Source organism: Acinetobacter sp. SwsAc4, assembly GCF_013391535.1.
Lineage (GTDB): Bacteria > Pseudomonadota > Gammaproteobacteria > Pseudomonadales > Moraxellaceae > Acinetobacter.
Genome location: NZ_JACAXC010000010.1, coordinates 68,626 through 85,448, shown reverse-complemented (window position 1 = coordinate 85,448; position 16,823 = coordinate 68,626). Strand labels below are relative to the sequence as shown.

General features: G+C 37.9%; 18 protein-coding genes. 7 read left to right on the top strand and 11 right to left on the bottom strand.

Translation table 11 applies throughout. The features are described from left to right. Nucleotides 1–97 (top strand): transposase domain-containing protein (locus tag HYG88_RS07245; protein ID WP_151711067.1); only part of this gene is annotated, 97 nt, incomplete at its 5' end. Nucleotides 98–121: 24 nt separating this feature from the next. On the opposite strand, the gene HYG88_RS07240 is transcribed toward HYG88_RS07245, so the two are convergent. The 9 genes from HYG88_RS07240 to HYG88_RS07200 form a co-directional block, all read right to left on the bottom strand. After that, entirely contained in the window at nucleotides 122–1,342 is a 1,221-nt protein-coding gene (locus HYG88_RS07240) for a mechanosensitive ion channel family protein (protein WP_178882811.1), read from the bottom strand. A gap of 117 nt (nucleotides 1,343–1,459) precedes the next feature. Further along, nucleotides 1,460–1,999, bottom strand: a complete 540-nt coding sequence (locus tag HYG88_RS07235; RefSeq protein ID WP_005159842.1) for a DUF2058 domain-containing protein — start codon at nucleotides 1,997–1,999, stop codon at nucleotides 1,460–1,462. Between the two features lie 3 nt (nucleotides 2,000–2,002). Continuing rightward, the gene (locus HYG88_RS07230; protein ID WP_005159845.1) at nucleotides 2,003–2,683 is read right to left on the bottom strand and encodes a YoaK family protein; all 681 of its coding nucleotides are present in this window, start codon (nucleotides 2,681–2,683) and stop codon (nucleotides 2,003–2,005) included. 9 nt (nucleotides 2,684–2,692) lie between these two features. Further along, a complete protein-coding gene (gene sstT, locus HYG88_RS07225; protein WP_005159847.1) occupies nucleotides 2,693–3,892 on the bottom strand; it encodes a serine/threonine transporter SstT in 1,200 nt (399 codons plus the stop codon). Nucleotides 3,893–4,316: 424 nt separating this feature from the next. After that, complete coding sequence (locus HYG88_RS07220) at nucleotides 4,317–5,102, bottom strand: thiazole synthase (protein ID WP_004639328.1); 786 nt, start codon at nucleotides 5,100–5,102, stop codon at nucleotides 4,317–4,319. Nucleotides 5,103–5,125: 23 nt separating this feature from the next. Further along, nucleotides 5,126–5,323, bottom strand: coding sequence for a sulfur carrier protein ThiS (thiS, locus tag HYG88_RS07215; RefSeq protein ID WP_005159852.1), 198 nt, complete (start codon nucleotides 5,321–5,323; stop codon nucleotides 5,126–5,128). A 9-nt stretch (nucleotides 5,324–5,332) separates the two neighbouring features. Next, on the bottom strand, nucleotides 5,333–5,698 hold the full coding sequence (locus HYG88_RS07210) for a DUF423 domain-containing protein (RefSeq protein ID WP_005159854.1): 366 nt from the start codon (nucleotides 5,696–5,698) through the stop codon (nucleotides 5,333–5,335). Between the two features lie 107 nt (nucleotides 5,699–5,805). Continuing rightward, on the bottom strand, nucleotides 5,806–6,675 hold the full coding sequence (rpoH, locus tag HYG88_RS07205) for an RNA polymerase sigma factor RpoH (RefSeq protein WP_004662417.1): 870 nt from the start codon (nucleotides 6,673–6,675) through the stop codon (nucleotides 5,806–5,808). 131 nt (nucleotides 6,676–6,806) lie between these two features. Next, on the bottom strand, nucleotides 6,807–7,046 hold the full coding sequence (locus HYG88_RS07200) for a sulfurtransferase TusA family protein (protein WP_005159855.1): 240 nt from the start codon (nucleotides 7,044–7,046) through the stop codon (nucleotides 6,807–6,809). Nucleotides 7,047–7,610: 564 nt separating this feature from the next. Here HYG88_RS07200 and HYG88_RS07195 point away from each other — a divergent pair. The 3 genes from HYG88_RS07195 (at nucleotide 7,611) to fba (ending at nucleotide 10,312) form a co-directional block, all read left to right on the top strand. Further along, nucleotides 7,611–7,823 carry a cold-shock protein gene (locus HYG88_RS07195; RefSeq protein ID WP_004653893.1) on the top strand — a complete coding sequence of 71 codons (213 nt, stop codon included), beginning with the start codon at nucleotides 7,611–7,613 and terminating at the stop codon, nucleotides 7,821–7,823. Nucleotides 7,824–7,923: 100 nt separating this feature from the next. After that, entirely contained in the window at nucleotides 7,924–9,075 is a 1,152-nt protein-coding gene (rhlB, locus tag HYG88_RS07190) for an ATP-dependent RNA helicase RhlB (RefSeq protein WP_005159857.1), read from the top strand. Nucleotides 9,076–9,274: 199 nt separating this feature from the next. Continuing rightward, nucleotides 9,275–10,312, top strand: coding sequence for a class II fructose-bisphosphate aldolase (gene fba, locus HYG88_RS07185; protein WP_004662410.1), 1,038 nt, complete (start codon nucleotides 9,275–9,277; stop codon nucleotides 10,310–10,312). A 99-nt stretch (nucleotides 10,313–10,411) separates the two neighbouring features. On the opposite strand, the gene HYG88_RS07180 is transcribed toward fba, so the two are convergent. Together HYG88_RS07180 and HYG88_RS07175 are read right to left on the bottom strand one after the other, a co-directional pair. Beyond that, nucleotides 10,412–11,722: a peptidylprolyl isomerase gene (locus HYG88_RS07180; RefSeq protein ID WP_005159859.1), complete on the bottom strand. Its 1,311-nt coding sequence runs from the start codon at nucleotides 11,720–11,722 to the stop codon at nucleotides 10,412–10,414. Continuing rightward, the gene (locus HYG88_RS07175) at nucleotides 11,722–14,187 is read right to left on the bottom strand and encodes an LPS-assembly protein LptD (protein WP_005159861.1); all 2,466 of its coding nucleotides are present in this window, start codon (nucleotides 14,185–14,187) and stop codon (nucleotides 11,722–11,724) included. Before HYG88_RS07175 ends, HYG88_RS07180 begins: the two co-directional genes overlap by 1 nt. A 118-nt stretch (nucleotides 14,188–14,305) precedes the next feature. Here HYG88_RS07175 and HYG88_RS07170 point away from each other — a divergent pair, with 118 nt between their 5' ends. The 3 genes from HYG88_RS07170 (at nucleotide 14,306) to rsmG (ending at nucleotide 16,820) form a co-directional block, all read left to right on the top strand. Continuing rightward, on the top strand, nucleotides 14,306–15,319 hold the full coding sequence (locus HYG88_RS07170) for an aminoglycoside phosphotransferase family protein (protein WP_005159863.1): 1,014 nt from the start codon (nucleotides 14,306–14,308) through the stop codon (nucleotides 15,317–15,319). Beyond that, entirely contained in the window at nucleotides 15,319–16,008 is a 690-nt protein-coding gene (murU, locus tag HYG88_RS07165; protein ID WP_005159865.1) for an N-acetylmuramate alpha-1-phosphate uridylyltransferase MurU, read from the top strand. Before HYG88_RS07170 ends, murU begins: the two co-directional genes overlap by 1 nt. 176 nt (nucleotides 16,009–16,184) lie before the next feature. Continuing rightward, nucleotides 16,185–16,820, top strand: coding sequence for a 16S rRNA (guanine(527)-N(7))-methyltransferase RsmG (rsmG, locus tag HYG88_RS07160; protein WP_005159868.1), 636 nt, complete (start codon nucleotides 16,185–16,187; stop codon nucleotides 16,818–16,820). Nucleotides 16,821–16,823: the final 3 nt, after the last annotated feature.

The following is a 16,823-nucleotide window of genomic DNA, read 5'->3' as shown; positions in this document are numbered from 1 at the left end:
TCCGTATGCCTATCTCAGTGATGTGTTGAAAAGGCTGCCAACACATAAAATGAAAGATATCGAAGCGCTGCTGCCGCATAACTGGAAGCCTGCTTGAGTTCAAGTGGGCTTCACTGGATGCTTACTTAAAATCATATCCTGACGGTGCTTGATAAATTCTCAAACCAAATTCAGGAATAATTGCAATCAAATGATCGAAGATATCAGATTGAATTGCTTCGTAAGATGCCCATGCTGTCGTATTTGTAAATGCATAAATTTCTAAAGATAGACCTTCACTAGTGGGTTGTAGTTGACGAACTAAAATAGTTTGATTCTGCGCAATACCTTGATGTTGGCGTAAATAGAACTCTACATAAGCACGGAATGTTCCCACATTGGTTAAACGACGTTGGTTGCATTCTGATTGATTGCTTAAATGATCATTAAACTTATTAATTTCATCTTGTTTTGCATCAAGATAATGGTCTAAAAGTAAAAAGTCTTTTAATTTTCGCTGTTCACTATCAGTCATAAAGTGAACACTACTTTGATCAAGAAATATTGAACGTTTAATACGACGGCAGCCTGAATTACTCATACCACGCCAGTTTCTAAATGTATCAGTGACAAGTTTGTTGGTCGGAATGGTGGTCAGTGTTTTATCGAAATTTTGTACGGTCACTGTATGCAGAGATATATCAATCACATCGCCATCCGCATTTAAAGAGGGCATCTCAATCCAGTCTCCAATGCGAACCATATCATAAGAGGCAATTTGTACACTTGCGACTAAAGAGAGGATCGTATTTTGGAAGACCAGCATGAGAACTGCTGCCATTGCACCGAAGCCTGCGAGTAAAGTAAACACATCTTTTTTAAGAAAAGTACCTAAAATCATAAGACCACAGACAACGAATAAAATCAGTTTGATCAGCTGTAAATAACCTTTGATGGGTTTATTTCTCGATTTTGGATTGCGTTGATACAATAAGTTAAAAATATTCAGTGCTTCACTAATTGATAAAGCAAGCGTGAGAAAAATAAATGCCTGCGCTCCCATTTGTATTAATGTAATTACTTTTAATGGAAGATGGGGAACTGCACTGATTCCATTCATGATGACTATCGCAGGAACGATATTTGCAAATCGACGTGTAACGCTGTGTTGGGCAAAAATTGATTGATGGGGTGACTTAAGCTTTGTAATGATATGGCGGATACCACGCACAATAATTCTTTTGGCAATAAAATTTGCTAAAGCCGCTAGAAAAATCAAAATTGCGAATGAAATGAGCATTTCTAACCAAGGGTATTGGCTTAATTCACTTCTAATTTCGCTAATAAAACTTAAATAATTCAAATCATAACACCTTACAATTTTCACTTTGTTAATTGTAAGGTGTTAAAAGATATTATGATGAGTTGATCACATTTTGAATACGATCTGTAAGATTGTATTACATTAATGAGGTGTGATTTACCACATTAAATCATCTGGAATGACATAAGCCGCGTATGGATCTTCTTCATCAGTTGCTTGATCATTTTTCTCAGTATTATTGTTAACCAGAATAAATCCTTGCATTTTCTGATCAATTTTTTCTGCAAGAGCTTTAGGGAGATAAGCATATTTATCTTGATCTTTAGCAATAAATAAAGAACCCGTCACTAACGCATTATAAACTTGTTGTGAAAGATAAACCTTTTTAATTTTCCCCTCATCAATAAATTGATAGGTAACATCACCTTCTGTTTGCAAAATTTTATGTTGCTTGATCATTTGAATAATTGAAGCTTTAAGCGCTTTTTCTTCTAAAACCTTTTGTTTTTCTAAATTCAGTGCTTGGTCTTTGGCTAATTTCTCTTGATTCACTCGATCGATTTCAGCTTTTAATGAGGCATCATCATGTTGTCCAGTGCGTTGCTCATGTTGCACCTGTTTGGTTAATTTTTTGGCTTTTTTATTGTCGACCAAACCCGCTTTGAGTAACTGAGCTTGTAATGCATTTTTAACCATAATTCAATCCGAATTCGAGTTTGATAAAGAGCGAAAGTAAATTACCCAGTAAGCTATACTCATGGTCAGACTTAAACTTGCTGGTATTAGAAAAGTTTGTAATTTTAAATAAGGATAAAGCAAACTCGCAATAAGCCCACCGATAAAAAATCCTAGAAAGATGAGCAAGTGTAAAAAAATACGCCTATTTTCAATTTTTAGACCACGAACTTTATAACCTAAGGTTAAACCAATATCCGTTAAAACGCCTGATAAATGTGTTGTACGGATAATTGCACCTTTATAGTGACTGACCATCGCATTTTGTACGCCCATGGCGACACATGCCCACAACAAACCATAACGCGGGAAGTAAGGTAACAAAAGCCAAGTTAAAAATAGAAATGCAGCAACTAAACTAAGTGGGAAACCGTAATGATGACCAAAAGAGACATTGCTATCCCCAAGAATGAGACCGCTGTAAAACGATCCAATCACGAAGCATAAAACTACTAAACTGAGATAAATAAAATGCTCTGGTTGCCATTGTAGCAAACTCATTGCCAGCATGCTGACGTTGCCAGTCATGTGTGAAACTGATTGATGTAGAACAGTAAATAGCCCCAATACGTTAACCATACCAGCATTTAGTGCGAGTAAAAAAGCACCAAGTTGAATCCAGTTTGGTAAACGCTGTAAGGGCATAACAATCTACTAGTTTTTTCGGTTTCGGAAATCTACAGCAGCAGTAAATAAAACGTCAGTTGACGAATTCAGCGCAGTTTCAGTCGAATCCTGTAATACACTGATAATCATACCAATCGCAACTACTTGCATCGCAATTTCAGATGATATACCAAATAAACTACAAGCAACAGGGATAAGCAGTAATGACCCACCTGCAACACCTGATGCACCACATGCTGAAACGGTCGCAACGACTGAAAGGATAATCATCGTGCTTAAATCAACATGAATATCTAATGTATGAACAGTAGCAAGCGTTAATACTGTAATTGTAACCGCTGCACCTGCCATGTTGACTGTTGCTCCAAGTGGAATAGATACACTTGCGGTTGCTTCGTTTACACCTAAGCGTCGTGCTAAATCTAGATTCACAGGAATATTGGCAGCAGAACTACGCGTGAAAAATGCTGTGATTCCACTTTCTTTTAAACATTTGAACACTAATGGGTAAGGGTTTGCTCGCATCGTCAATGCGACTAGGATTGGATTAATCACTAATGCAACAAAAAGCATTGTTCCAATTAGTACAATTAACAAATGTGCATAGCTAGATAAGGTTGCTAAACCTGCATCCGCAAAAGTGACTGCGACTAAGCCAAAAATTCCCACGGGGGCAAAACCAATCACGGTGTGAATAATTTTATTCACTGCATCAGCTACATCAGTAAGCACTTGTTTCGTAGTCTCAGAACTATGACGTAATGCTAAACCTAAGCCGATTGCCCAGGCCAAAATACCAATAAAGTTTGCTTCACTAATCGCTTGTACAGGATTGGCAATAAAGCTTAATAATAAGTTCTTTAAAATTTCAGCCAAACTACCGGGTGCTTGTAGAGCTGGTTGAGTTGATAAATTAAGAAATAGCTGACTTGGGAAGGCAATACTTGCTACAACAGCACTAAATGCTGCGAGTAGCATTCCAACCACATACAAAATCATAACAGGTTTTAAGTTTGAGTTTTGCCCAACTTTGAAATTAGCAATCGAAGCAAGCACTAAAACAAAAACAAGAATCGGGGCAACCGACTTTAATGCTTTAATAAACAATTCACCTAATAAACTCAAATAAGGTGTAAAGTTAGGAAAAAGCAAAGCTACGCCAATCCCTAAAAAAATAGCAATAATAATTTTGCTGACTAAGCTCAAGCGAGACAATACATTAAACATATAAAAGCCTTATAAACCTATATGTGGTTTAAGGTTAAACAAGCGCCGTATTCTATACCTAAGCACTGTATTTTTTTAAATTTTTTTGATGAACGAATTACTTTAAAAATACCATAAAAATTAAAATAATGTTTTTAAAAGTATTTTATTTAAAAATACAGAATCTTTTTGTGTAAAAAAAGATCTTATCTCTATGGTTTTACTAAAAAACTATAAGTAAAAAGTCAGTATTCTTCTATCTAGTGCTTAAAATTTAGATTGATAACTTATTGATAATTCTAGGAACAATAAATCATTTTATCTCAAAAATTATTGTACAAATGAGTGGTTTTTAAAGAATTTGGTCTTATCCATATAATTATTGCATTAAGCAAATAGTGATTAATACAAATCGAGAAGGGACTTATTTAGTCCCTTCTTTCTCTTACTTGAAAAAATATCCTGTTTCAGGTGAGCTTGCATTGGCCATACGCTTACGTGGCATACGACCTGCTAAAAATGCTTCACGACCTGCTTCAACCGCTTTCTTCATCGCTGAAGCCATTAAAATTGGATTTTGAGCAGCCGCAATCGCTGTATTCATTAATACGCCGTCGCAACCCAATTCCATTGCAATTGCAGCATCACTGGCAGTACCCACACCTGCATCCACTAAAACAGGGACTTTGGCATTTTCTTTGATGATGGAAATAGTATGTGGATTCAAAATACCAAGACCAGAACCGATCAAGCTACCTAAAGGCATGATGGCAACACAGCCCATACTTTCAAGTTCTTGCGCAACAATAGGGTCGTCTGAGGTATAGACCATGATTTCAAAGCCATCATCAATCAAGGTTTGCGCCGCTTTAAGTGTTGCAGTGACATTTGGATATAAAGTTTTTTCATCACCAAGGACTTCTAACTTCACCAAATTGTGACCATCAAGCAGTTCACGAGCTAGCATACAAGTCCGAATTGCGCTATCTGCATCAAAGCAACCTGCGGTATTTGGCAGGATTGTGTATTTCTCAGGTGGAATCACAGAAAGTAGATTTGGTTGATCGGCATGCTGACCGATGTTGACACGACGAATGGCCACTGTGACAATTTCAGCACCACTGGCTTGAATGGCTAAATCAGTTTCATTGAGATCTTTATATTTACCAGTTCCGACCAATAAACGGGATTGGAAAGTACGAGAACCAATAATTAAAGGGGAATCTTGCATGGGCTTACTCCATTTTTAGCCGATTAGCCGCCACCAACAGCTTGAATAATTTCAATACGATCTTCAGGAGCAATTGTCGTTTGCTCAAGTCTACTTTTCGGAATAATCTGTTGGTTCTTCTCTACAGCAAAACGTTTGCCTTCTAAGGCTAAATTCTGAATCAATTGCTGTAGGTTTTCACAAGACGTGTCGATTGACTCGCCATTTAAATAGATGTGCATGATTAATCCTTATTTCGCATGCTTGATTGCTTGCCATGCGAGTAACAGCCAGCCCGCTATCATAAACGCACCGCCAATCGGTGTAATCGCACCTAAAATACGCGGTAGTCCGAGCGCCATAATGTACAACGAACCGCAGAAAAAGATGATACCAATTTGGATCAAAATAAAAGGAATTTTTATTGGAAATGTTGCTGTGGTTTTATGCAGGACGCCTAAGATAAGCAAACCAATTGCATGATAGAAAAAGTATTGAGTTGCTGTACCCCACCAAGCGAGTTGTTCTAGGGTTGCAAAAGATTTGAGTCCATGAGCACCAAAAGCACCCAACATAACTGCAAGTGCAAGATTAAGCGCCGAGATAGCTATCCACATAATGATAATGGAACTGGAAATTTGATGAACAAACTTAACATATTCGGGTGCTTAAACAAAGCCAGATAAAACAAAAGGGCATTAAAGCCCTTGTGTTTGATTCGATTTTAGCTTGCAGACATGGCAGTTTTGATTTTTTCCATTGCATTCTTTTCAAGCTGTCTAATACGTTCTGCTGAAACGTTATATTCTGCAGCCAGTTCATGCAAAGTCGATTTATCATCATCTAACCAACGACGTTGCAAGATATTACGAGAGCGATCATCAAGCTGTTCCATTGCCTCGTGCAAGGCAGAACTACTTTGCTCTTCATAATCTTCTTCTTCAATCAGTCGAGCTGGGTCGTATCGATTATCTTCAAGATAAAGTGCAGGAGCTGTATGTGGGGTATCGTCATCATCATCACCTTGAGCTTCAAAAGCAGCATCATAAGCGGTTAGGCGACCTTCCATTTCGAGCACTTGCTCTGGTGTTACATTCAAATCATTGGCAATTGATTTCGCTTCTTCTAATGTGAGTCGTTTGCTTGATTTTTTAAGACTACGTAAATTAAAGAATAATTTACGTTGTGCTTTGGTCGTTGCGATTTTGACAATACGCCAGTTACGAATCACATATTCATGAATTTCAGCTTTAATCCAGTGCACTGCAAAAGAGACTAAGCGAACACCCATATTGGGATCGAAGCGTTTGACCGCTTTCATTAATCCAAGGTTACCTTCTTGAATCAGATCGCCTTGTGGCAATCCGTAACCTGCATAGCTACGTGCAATATGTACGACAAAACGTAGGTGTGACATTACCAATAGTTTGGCAGCATCAAGATCTTGGTCATAATAATAACGTTCAGCAAGTTCTTTTTCTTGCTCGGCCGTTAGAATTGGAATTTGATTGACAGTACTGATATATGCACCAAGATTTACACCTGGCGCAGACAATGACAGGGGCATCAATTGATTGCTGCTGTCAGTAGTCATGGAGTCTCCTTATAGGATGGTATTTAAGTCAACAATTTCATCTTAATGCGAATGTTCTTCATCACTAAGAAAATTTGAGTATAAAAATGTAAAGTTATCTAGTTTATCTTTAGCTAGAGTTTATCAAAGAATTACATAGATTCAATTAAATAGTGAAACTCATTCTCTGAAATTTTTTGTGTCTGGCATTGAAGTTGCTGGATTTGGCAATATCGTGTTACATCAATTTCACTATGTGGATCAGATGATTTCAATAAATACTGTTTAGATCCTTCAGCTTTTTTTAAAGCACGTTTCAACATCAATAGTGGCATTGGACAGGGTTGCCCAAGTGCATCAATCACTTCAGGGCATGCGGATATTTGTGTCATAAAGTTTTAATAAATTGAGTTTGATATGATTTTAACAAACTTATATGGTGATTACTGAGGATTTACTCTGAATTATTTGGGAAGTTATATTAATTCGGTTTTTCTCTTTTGAGCTTTTAATCTTAAAAATGGTTGTGAATGTTTTTTAAACCTAATAACTAGCTCAATAGCGTTGAATGCAAATGAATCGCTTTGATTTTCTTTTCTGATTAATTTTATCTAAAATTGTTTCTCGTTTTATGGCAATAAAGCAGTGCATTTTTATACTAAAAAAAGCACTTAAAAACTGCTAAATTATTGAAAAAAACAGATAGAAACATTGGAAATAACTCAAAATAAATCTATTAATTATCATGAACCCATGTTAAGCTCGATGCGTTTTAGGATGTATGCTATACGATAAGATCGTTAAAAAAACCTATAACAAATGGATGTAACCGGAAATTGTTGATAGTTTTACAGAATGATTACAAGCTTTGAAATTATAAATATTTTAAAACCTTGTTGGCTCTGCTGTTTGCAACACCGGAAGGTCCTTATCTTTCAATATCTGAGGATTGACTTATGACAGCTCGTGAACAAGGCGTAGTAAAGTGGTTTAATGACACTAAAGGCTTTGGTTTTATTCAACGTAATGGTGGTGATGACGTATTTGTTCATTTCCGCGCAATTATGGGTGACGGTCACCGTTCTTTACGTGACGGCCAACGCGTTGAATTCAGCGTAGTTCAAGGACAAAAAGGTTTCCAAGCTGAAAACGTTCAGCCTTTAGACTAATTTGTTGCTTTAACGCAATATAAAAACGCTCCAATGTTATTTGGGGCGTTTTTGTTTATAATGCCACTTTCTTTTGATCATTGATGGTTCGAGAGCATATATGACATCTGGTTTTGAAACCTTAAATTTACATCCGCAGTTGAAGAAGGCAATTGATGCTTTGGGTTTTACACAAATGACCCCAATTCAACAAAAGGTTTTGAAATATACATTAGCAGGGCATGATGCCATTGGTCGAGCGCAAACTGGTACAGGTAAAACAGCAGCCTTTTTGATTAGTGTGATCAATGATCTATTAAATAATCCGCTACAAGAAAAACGTTTTCGTGGCGAACCACGTGCGCTGATTCTGGCTCCTACACGTGAGTTAGCACTACAGATTGAGAGTGATGCACAAGCTTTAACAAAATTTTCAAACTTACATCTTGTCACTCTACTTGGTGGTGTGGATTTTGATAAGCAAAAGAAAATGTTGGATAGTAATTTTGTTGATATTATCGTTGCAACGCCTGGTCGTTTAATTGATTTTGTCGAGCAAAAAGAAGTTTGGTTGGATAAGATCGAATTCCTTGTGATTGATGAAGCCGATCGTTTATTAGATATGGGTTTTATTCCATCGGTAAAACGGATTGTGCGTTATTCACCCTTCAAAGAACAACGTCAAACTTTAATGTTTTCTGCAACTTTTAGCTACGATGTGCTTAATCTTGCTCGTCAGTGGTTATTTGAACCTGTAACGGTTGAAATTGAGCCTGAGCAAAAAACCAATAATGATGTGGAGCAGCGTGTTTATGTGGTTGCGAAACAAGATAAGTACAAATTATTGCAAGAAATTTTGCGTGATGAACCAATTGATAAAGTTATGATTTTCGCAAATCGTCGAGATCAGGTCCGTCGTTTATATGATCACTTAAAGCGTGATGGTTATAAAGTCGGTATGTTATCTGGTGAGATCGCTCAGGATAAACGCTTGAAAATGCTCGACCAGTTCAAACAAGGTAAGCACAACATTATGATCGCAACAGACGTTGCTGGTCGTGGTATTCACGTTGACGGCGTATCGCATGTGGTGAATTTTACTTTGCCAGAGCAGTCTGATGATTATGTTCATCGAATTGGTCGTACAGGTCGTGCTGGTGCTCAAGGTGTTAGTATTAGTTTCTTATCGGAAGATGATGCTTTCTATTTGCCAGAAATTGAAAAAGCGATTGGTAAAAAGTTACCTTTAACGCGTTTAGATGGATATTGTTAAGCCTAAACAAGATTTTTTGATATTCACATAACATTTAAAAAGACTAAATTTTTTCTTAATTTAGTCTTTTTTTATTTTGAAAGGCTTTCATTTGCTAAATTATACAAAAGATTCATGATTTTTGCGGAAATCCATTGATTAGTTGCTGAATTGAAGTAAATCAACATGTAGAATATGGCGCATTACCTGGGAGGATATTATGGCACTCATCTCAATGCGCCAGCTCTTGGATCACGCTGCAGAACATAACTACGGCGTACCAGCGTTTAACGTAAACAATTTAGAACAAATGCGTGCAATTATGCTCGCTGCTGATGCAACGAATTCACCTGTTATTGTGCAAGCTTCGGCAGGTGCACGTAAATATGCAGGTGCACCTTTCTTACGTCATTTGATTTTGGCAGCTATTGAAGAATGGCCACATATTCCTGTGGTAATGCACCAAGATCACGGGACGAGTCCTGATGTCTGTCAACGTTCTATTCAATTGGGCTTTAGCTCTGTGATGATGGATGGTTCATTGGGTGCTGATGGTAAGACTCCAACATCATATGACTATAATGTTGATGTTACTCGTCGTGTTGTCGCAATGGCACATGCGTGTGGTGTTTCAGTTGAAGGTGAGATTGGTTGCTTAGGTAGCCTTGAAACTGGTATGGCTGGTGAAGAAGATGGTGTTGGTGCTGAAGGTGTGTTGGATCATTCTCAATTACTCACTTCTGTTGAAGAAGCAACTCAATTTGTCGCTGATACGAATGTAGATGCTTTGGCAATTGCTGTTGGTACTTCACATGGTGCGTACAAGTTTACTCGTCCACCTACAGGCGATATCTTGGCAATTGATCGCATTAAAGAAATTCATGCTGCGTTACCAAATACGCATCTTGTAATGCATGGTTCAAGCTCTGTACCACAAGAGTGGTTGGCTGTGATTAACCAGTATGGTGGTGATATCAAGGAAACTTACGGTGTTCCTGTTGAGCAGCTAGTGGAAGCAATCAAACATGGCGTACGTAAGATTAATATTGACACCGATTTGCGTTTAGCATCTACAGGTGCGATGCGTCGTATGATGGCTGAAAAACCAAGCGAATTTGATCCGCGTAAATTCTTTGGTGAAACAGTTGAAGCGATGAAGCAAATCTGTGTAGATCGTTATAATTCATTTGGTACATCAGGTAATGCAGATAAGATCCGCCCAATTTCTTTAGAGAAAATGGTTGATCGTTACAAATAATTGATTTGTAATCTAAAAAATAGCGGCAATTGCCGCTATTTTTATTTTGAATATAGTTAAAATAAAACTGCCTACGATAACCGGCAGTTTTAACTTGGATTATTTCGGTGCTTTCGTGTCTAGATTTGCATCTTTAATTTCAACATAAGCATTAGCCCGAAGTTCACGCATCCAACCGTCTACTTCAGTATCAAACAAACGCTCACCTAAAATTTGACGAGCCATACGTTCTTGCACTTCTTTAGTCATATCTTGTTGGCGAGTATCAGTCACTTGTAAAATGTGCCAACCAAATTGGCTCTGGAAAGGTTTACTGATTTGCCCAACTGGTGTTTCTTTCATGACTTGTTCAAACTCTGGCACCATAACACCAGGACTTACCCAGCCTAAACTGCCACCATCACGTGCTGAACCAGTATCATTTGAATAGGTTGCAGCGAGGGTTGCAAAATCTTCGCCCGCCTTCGCACGATTATAAAGACTATCAATCATTTGTTTTGCACGATCTAAGCTGACAACTTCAGATGGTTGAATCAAAATATGTCGAGTTTTATATTGTGATACAAGTGCTTTTTGATCATTTTGTTTGCGTTCTAAAAGTTTTAAAACATGAACGCCATCGCGGACATTGATCAGTTCTGTGGTCTGACCAGTTTGTAATGGTGTTATACGTGCTGCAAGTTCAGTAGGAATGTCTGATAGTGCTCTGAATCCCATATCAGCACCATCAACCTTGATTGCACTGGTTGCAAGCTTGACACTAATCGCTTTAGGATCATCACTAGTTGCAAGTGCTTGTTTGACTTCTTGTGCAACTTTTTTAACTTCTTCGCTATTTTCACCAGAAATACGCATGTGAATCACATGGACTTGTGTGCCAAGTGCAGCTTGGCCTTCTGGTGAATTTAAAAAATTTTCAACATCATGATCACTGATTTTAATACGAGACATGACTTGTTGTTGGCGTAAACGACCAATTGCTAAATCTTCCGCGATCCTATTACGTAAATTTTCATAAGTATCTGGTGCAATCGCATCCAATTTTTGTTGGAATGCTTCTAGTGTATTGGCACCTGATTGATTTGCAATTTTTAAGACAGCAGTATTTAAACTTTTTTCATCAGCTTTGATGCCAAAACGTTTTACCTGTTCTAATTGGGCCTGACGGATAATGAGCTGATCAAGCACTTGCATTTGTAAATACTGTTGGGGTGGCACAGTTTTATTTTGTGCTTTTAACTGATGTTCTGTTTCTGCAATCCCTTGTTCTAAATCACTTTTAAGAATGACACTACTATCAACTATTGCAACAACCTCATCCGTAGGTTGCGCAAAGCTTTGCATTGATGAAGAAATAAGTGTAGCGAGAACAGTCGCTTTAAAGATATGTTGGAAAGATTTTATCTTCATTAACGTTGTGTCCAAGATTGATTAATTTTGTTGAAACCTAAAACTCTATTTTCAAGAAGAGAGGCGAGCTTATTGTTGAGTGCACCTAAACCTTTAAGTGTTACCTCAGCCATAACAGCGCGTTTTCTATGAACATCTGGTGAGTTTGGATCATCTAAATCATTATAGTAAGATCTGCCATAAACTGAAATTGCCCAGCAGCAAGATTCATAATTCACACCAAGTAAGTATTCTCGCATTAAACTATTATCTAAGTCGTATTGAGCATGACCCATAATACGCCAATTATCTTTTATTGGTTGTATAAACGATGCAACAGCTTGGTCGTATGAACTTTGACGATCTGGAATATTGTTACGATAGAAATAACCTACATTGTATAAGTTGCCTTTTTCTCCAGCATAGTAGGCTTGGAAATCACGTTGAGCATTGTCGCCATTTGACATCCACGCAGAATTTGCAGCTATGGTAAAGTTTTGATTCAATTGACTTGAAACACTTACAATTGGACCCGTACGGCGCTGTGTATCGAACTCATCTGGTTGTTGATTTAATGTTACACGTCGATCACTAAAATAATAGCTTTGCCCAATACTTGCTTTAATACGTTCCAAGCCCTCTGTGTCTAGTAGGCTATAAGTTACACCCAGAGACAAGAAGTTATTGTCATCTAAACGGTCGTGTCCATAGAATCGATACGGGTTGAAAAGTTGATCGTAATTAATTGATGCTGTGGTGGAATCAAAGTTAGGATAATCATCTTGTTTTTTATAAGGAGAATAGGCATAAAACGCACGAGGAGAAATACTCTGCAAATATTTACCTTCTTTTTCGAAAGTAACACCTGTTGCAAAACTAAATTGAGGTACCGCAACGGATTTTTCTAAATCATCTGATGTTGAAAGACCGCGACCCTCTTTAGAGTCTTGATCGTAAAAAGTATTAATGCTTCTAACAGATATTTCTGGAATAGCATAAAACCACGATGGAGTTAGGTAGTTATAGCGAACGGCAAATTGGTTATAAATACGTGTACCACTTGACTCTAATGCAGAACCATCATTGATCGATTTCTTAAAATAAGCAGTGTCATTATTAAACTCATATTGTAAGCCTTGAGGATTCCCGCCTACATAATTTAATAAAAACTGTGGAAGTCGTGCATAAGGCTTATCTGCATCTTTGATATTTTGATCTAGCGTTTGAAAGTCTTCAACCTTTAATTGGGCCTTAAGTCCAGGAATACCATTGCGATAATTAAGTTCCCATGCGCGACGTAAGTTAAGATCTGTTCGTGTGTTTGGGTTATTATTGAAGTCTGCAAAGTAGTCTTTATCGGAAGCGTAGTTGTACTCTAAGTTGGTTGACCATTGGTTATTGATTTTCCAATCATGAAGAAAATGCAAATCACTTCGATCTTTATCTTCGTAATGATTGTCGTTTGGTAAATATCCACCCCAAATATGACCAGAGCCAAAATTTTCAGTCATATAGCGGAATTCGGCATCTAATTTTGCGCCGCGTTTGCTCATATAACTTGGTGTGAGGGTAAGATCATAATTTGGTGCAAGATTTAAGTAAACAGGTGTAGTCAGTTGAACGCCACCTTCGTTACTATAACCGAAATTTGGACTTAATAAACCAGTGGTACGACGGTCATCAATTGGAAAGTTGAAATATGGTACGGCTAAAACAGGCACGTCTTTTACATACAGTTTTGTTCCGCGAGTTACGCCACGACCTGTTGCTTGGTCAAGTTCAATTTGTTTAGCTTGAATTTTCCAAGCTGGTTTTTGTTCAGGAGGGCAAGCGGTATAACTTGCATCTTTTAAAACAACTAAATTTTCATTCTGTCGTTTAATCTGGCTTGCATGTCCGTGGGCATGTTGCTGTTCAGAAATATAAAAACTATTGTTCAAATCACCTGTTTGAGTTTTTAAATTATAATTTATTGCATCACTTTGAGTGAGTAGGCCTGATTGAGCAAGCTGTACTCGACCTTGAGCGGAGGCGTGCGTCTGGGTTGAGTCAATCGTAACTTGATCTGCACGAATTGTGCGACCTTCTTGATCAATCACGACATTACCTTGTAGAACAGAATCGCCAGTTGGGTTGTAATGCCCATAATCAGCGGTAATCACGGAGGTCGTTGTATTGGAATTGCTTGCCTTTGTTTCGGGATTAATTGGTGTGACCCATGTTCCCTGACAAAAAGAAGAGCTTAAATAACGATTGTCTCGTAATTGTGCCTCTGGTGCAGATTTGTCGACATAATATTGCTGAAAAAATTTTTCACCAGGATAACTGTCTTGATCTTGGTTTTTTTGGATAGTGGCTTTCAGCTGTTTATTGTCAAGCGTAGAGACAGCATCAGCTGGAGCTGCGAAACCTGATTGGATCGAGCCGCCACACAAGAGTGTCAAAATAGCTGTTGCTAAAGGATTAAATTTAAACTGATGTTTCATTGTCTCATTAACCAGTACGCTAATTCACAATTAATTATTGTCGCATCATAGAGAAAAAGTTGATAAGTGGCTACACTTAAGCTTTCAAAATCTCAGCTAGTTTTAGATTTTATTGCAAATGAATACACAACGTGAACAATTGATACAAACTTGGCTCCAAGCCACTCTCCAATCTGATCAATTCGAGATCAATTATTTGGCTGGAGATGCAAGCTTTCGCCGTTATGCGCGAATTAAGTTACAAAACAAAACATATATGCTGATGGATGCACCACCTGAAAAAGAAGATTGTGCACCATTTGTAAGTATTGATGAGTTTTTTGACAAAAATGGTGTGCGTGTTCCGCATATCGTTGCTAAAGACCTGACTTTGGGGTTGTTACTATTGGAAGATTTTGGTGATGTTGTACTTTCAACGTTATTAACAGATGAAACTGTTGACCAATACTATGCACAAAGCTTTGAACAGTTGATTGAATTACAACAAATCGACGGTCTTGAACAACTACCCGCATACTCTTATGAAAAATTAATGACTGAGATGCGTTTGCTGACAGAGTGGATGTTGCCTTCATTAGATATTCAGCCTACAGAGCAGCAGTTAGAAACAATTGAACAAGCTTTTGACTTTTTAGCTGTTGAGGCGACGCATCAGCCACAAGTGATTGTGCATCGTGATTTTCATAGTCGTAATTTGATGAAAATAGAAAACGAGCAAGCATTAGGAGTGATCGACTTCCAAGATGCAGTCATTGGTGCAGATACCTATGATCTGATCTCGATTACACGTGATGCTTATGTACAGTGGAATGCTGAGCGTGTCTACGAATGGTTTGAGGTGTTCTATAACTTATTACCAGCTGTAGCGAAAGAAAACCGTAGTTTCGAGCAATTCAAGCGAGATGCAGATTTGATGGCGATTCAACGCCATCTGAAAATTCTAGGTATCTTTGTCCGTCTGTTTGAGCGTGATGGTAAATCTGGGTACTTAAAAGACTTACCACGAGTAATGTGGTATTTGCTTGAAGAAAGCCAAGGCTATGATGAGCTGAATGAATTTATGCAGTTTATTCGTGATGTGGTCATGCCTAAATTTATTGCGAAATATGGCGATTACGAGGTTGCAGCATAATGAAAGCGATGATTCTTGCTGCAGGGCTAGGGAATCGCATGCGTCCTCTGACCTTACATACACCTAAACCTTTGCTTGAAGTAGGTGGAAAGCCACTGATTGTTTGGCATATTGAAAAGTTGCAAAAGATTGGTGTTACAGAGATTGTCATTAATACCGCTTGGTTGGGTGAAAAACTGGCAACTACTTTAGGAGATGGCTCAAAATTCGGTGTGACGATTTTGTGGTCTCATGAAGGAGAAGGGCTTGAAACCGCAGGTGGTATTATCAATGCTTTACCATTACTGGGTGATGAACCTTTTATTTTGGTGAATGGTGATGTTTGGACCACGATGGATTTTTCGTCATTGTTAAATGTGCATTTGGGAGATAAGCAAGCACACTTAGTATTGGTTGAAAATCCACCGCAGCACCAGAAAGGTGATTTTATCTTGTCTAATAATTTGGCCCACACTTTTGAGCAGGGACAAATAGGTGAAGCCTTAACTTATAGTGGTGTTGCAGTATTAGCTCCGCAGATGTTTAATGGTTTGGAAAATGGTAAAAGACCTCTAGCGCCATTATTAAAGCAAGCGATGCAACAACAACAAGTGTCAGCTGAAAAATTACAAGGGATTTGGGTGGATGTTGGCACACCTGAACGTTTGGAACAGCTAGATCAACAAATTAAGCAAAATAAGTTTTCGTAATAGGTTATTGTCTTATTTACCTTAAATTTGTCTAAGGAACGACAAAAAACTGAATAGATTGTGCAGTTTATCAGGTTTGAAAATGTTTAACTGCATAATCGTTCAACAAGTCCTACTGTGCCTTGCATCAGAAATCGGTATACTGCACGGCAAGTTTATCGAGATGTCGCACTGTTATGCATCCTTTTTTTCAAGAATTAAAGCAAGGTAGTCAAGCGTTAGGTTTAAACCTAAGTGAGGAAACGCTAACACTCTTATTGAAATATCAAGATGCTCTCGTGCTATGGAATAAAGCATATAACCTGACAGCGATTCGTGACCCGAAAGAAATGCTGGTTAAACATTTATTAGATAGCTTAAGTATTTTAAATGATTTGCCACAAGGACGTTTATTAGATGTTGGCACGGGTGGTGGAATGCCGGGCATGATCATTGCATTATGTCAACCAGAGCGCTCGTGTGTATTATTAGATTCAAATGGAAAAAAAATTCGTTTTCTTAAGCAATTTATTGCCGATTTAAAATTGGATAATGTTGTTGCAGTTCAAACACGTGTAGAAAATGAAGACACTATTGATGAACTTGGTCAGTTTGATGTCATTACTAGTCGTGCATTTGCTTCATTAACTGATTTTGTAGATGCAGCGCAACCCTATATGCATGAGCAGAGTATTATTGCTGCAATGAAAGGTTTGGTTCCAACTGATGAAATGGAACAGATCAAAGAACAGTATTCATGCAAAGTGATTGAGTTGCGTGTGCCGCGATTAGATGAACAACGTCATTTACTTTTACTTCAACGAATTCAATAAAAA

What these genes read in the sequence shown, in the direction of transcription:
- HYG88_RS07170 (WP_005159863.1), top strand. Translation starts at nt 14,306, where the DNA reads ATGAATACACAACGTGAACAATTGATACAAACTTGGCTCCAAGCCACT.
- HYG88_RS07220 (WP_004639328.1), bottom strand. Translation starts at nt 5,102, where the DNA reads ATGCAAGATTCCCCTTTAATTATTGGTTCTCGTACTTTCCAATCCCGT.
- rsmG (WP_005159868.1), top strand. Translation starts at nt 16,185, where the DNA reads ATGCATCCTTTTTTTCAAGAATTAAAGCAAGGTAGTCAAGCGTTAGGT.
- murU (WP_005159865.1), top strand. Translation starts at nt 15,319, where the DNA reads ATGAAAGCGATGATTCTTGCTGCAGGGCTAGGGAATCGCATGCGTCCT.
- HYG88_RS07180 (WP_005159859.1), bottom strand. Translation starts at nt 11,722, where the DNA reads ATGAAGATAAAATCTTTCCAACATATCTTTAAAGCGACTGTTCTCGCT.
- HYG88_RS07200 (WP_005159855.1), bottom strand. Translation starts at nt 7,046, where the DNA reads ATGACACAAATATCCGCATGCCCTGAAGTGATTGATGCACTTGGGCAA.
- rhlB (WP_005159857.1), top strand. Translation starts at nt 7,924, where the DNA reads ATGACATCTGGTTTTGAAACCTTAAATTTACATCCGCAGTTGAAGAAG.
- thiS (WP_005159852.1), bottom strand. Translation starts at nt 5,323, where the DNA reads ATGCACATCTATTTAAATGGCGAGTCAATCGACACGTCTTGTGAAAAC.
- HYG88_RS07210 (WP_005159854.1), bottom strand. Translation starts at nt 5,698, where the DNA reads ATGTGGATAGCTATCTCGGCGCTTAATCTTGCACTTGCAGTTATGTTG.
- HYG88_RS07195 (WP_004653893.1), top strand. Translation starts at nt 7,611, where the DNA reads ATGACAGCTCGTGAACAAGGCGTAGTAAAGTGGTTTAATGACACTAAA.
- rpoH (WP_004662417.1), bottom strand. Translation starts at nt 6,675, where the DNA reads ATGACTACTGACAGCAGCAATCAATTGATGCCCCTGTCATTGTCTGCG.
- fba (WP_004662410.1), top strand. Translation starts at nt 9,275, where the DNA reads ATGGCACTCATCTCAATGCGCCAGCTCTTGGATCACGCTGCAGAACAT.
- sstT (WP_005159847.1), bottom strand. Translation starts at nt 3,892, where the DNA reads ATGTTTAATGTATTGTCTCGCTTGAGCTTAGTCAGCAAAATTATTATT.
- HYG88_RS07230 (WP_005159845.1), bottom strand. Translation starts at nt 2,683, where the DNA reads ATGCCCTTACAGCGTTTACCAAACTGGATTCAACTTGGTGCTTTTTTA.
- HYG88_RS07175 (WP_005159861.1), bottom strand. Translation starts at nt 14,187, where the DNA reads ATGAAACATCAGTTTAAATTTAATCCTTTAGCAACAGCTATTTTGACA.
- HYG88_RS07235 (WP_005159842.1), bottom strand. Translation starts at nt 1,999, where the DNA reads ATGGTTAAAAATGCATTACAAGCTCAGTTACTCAAAGCGGGTTTGGTC.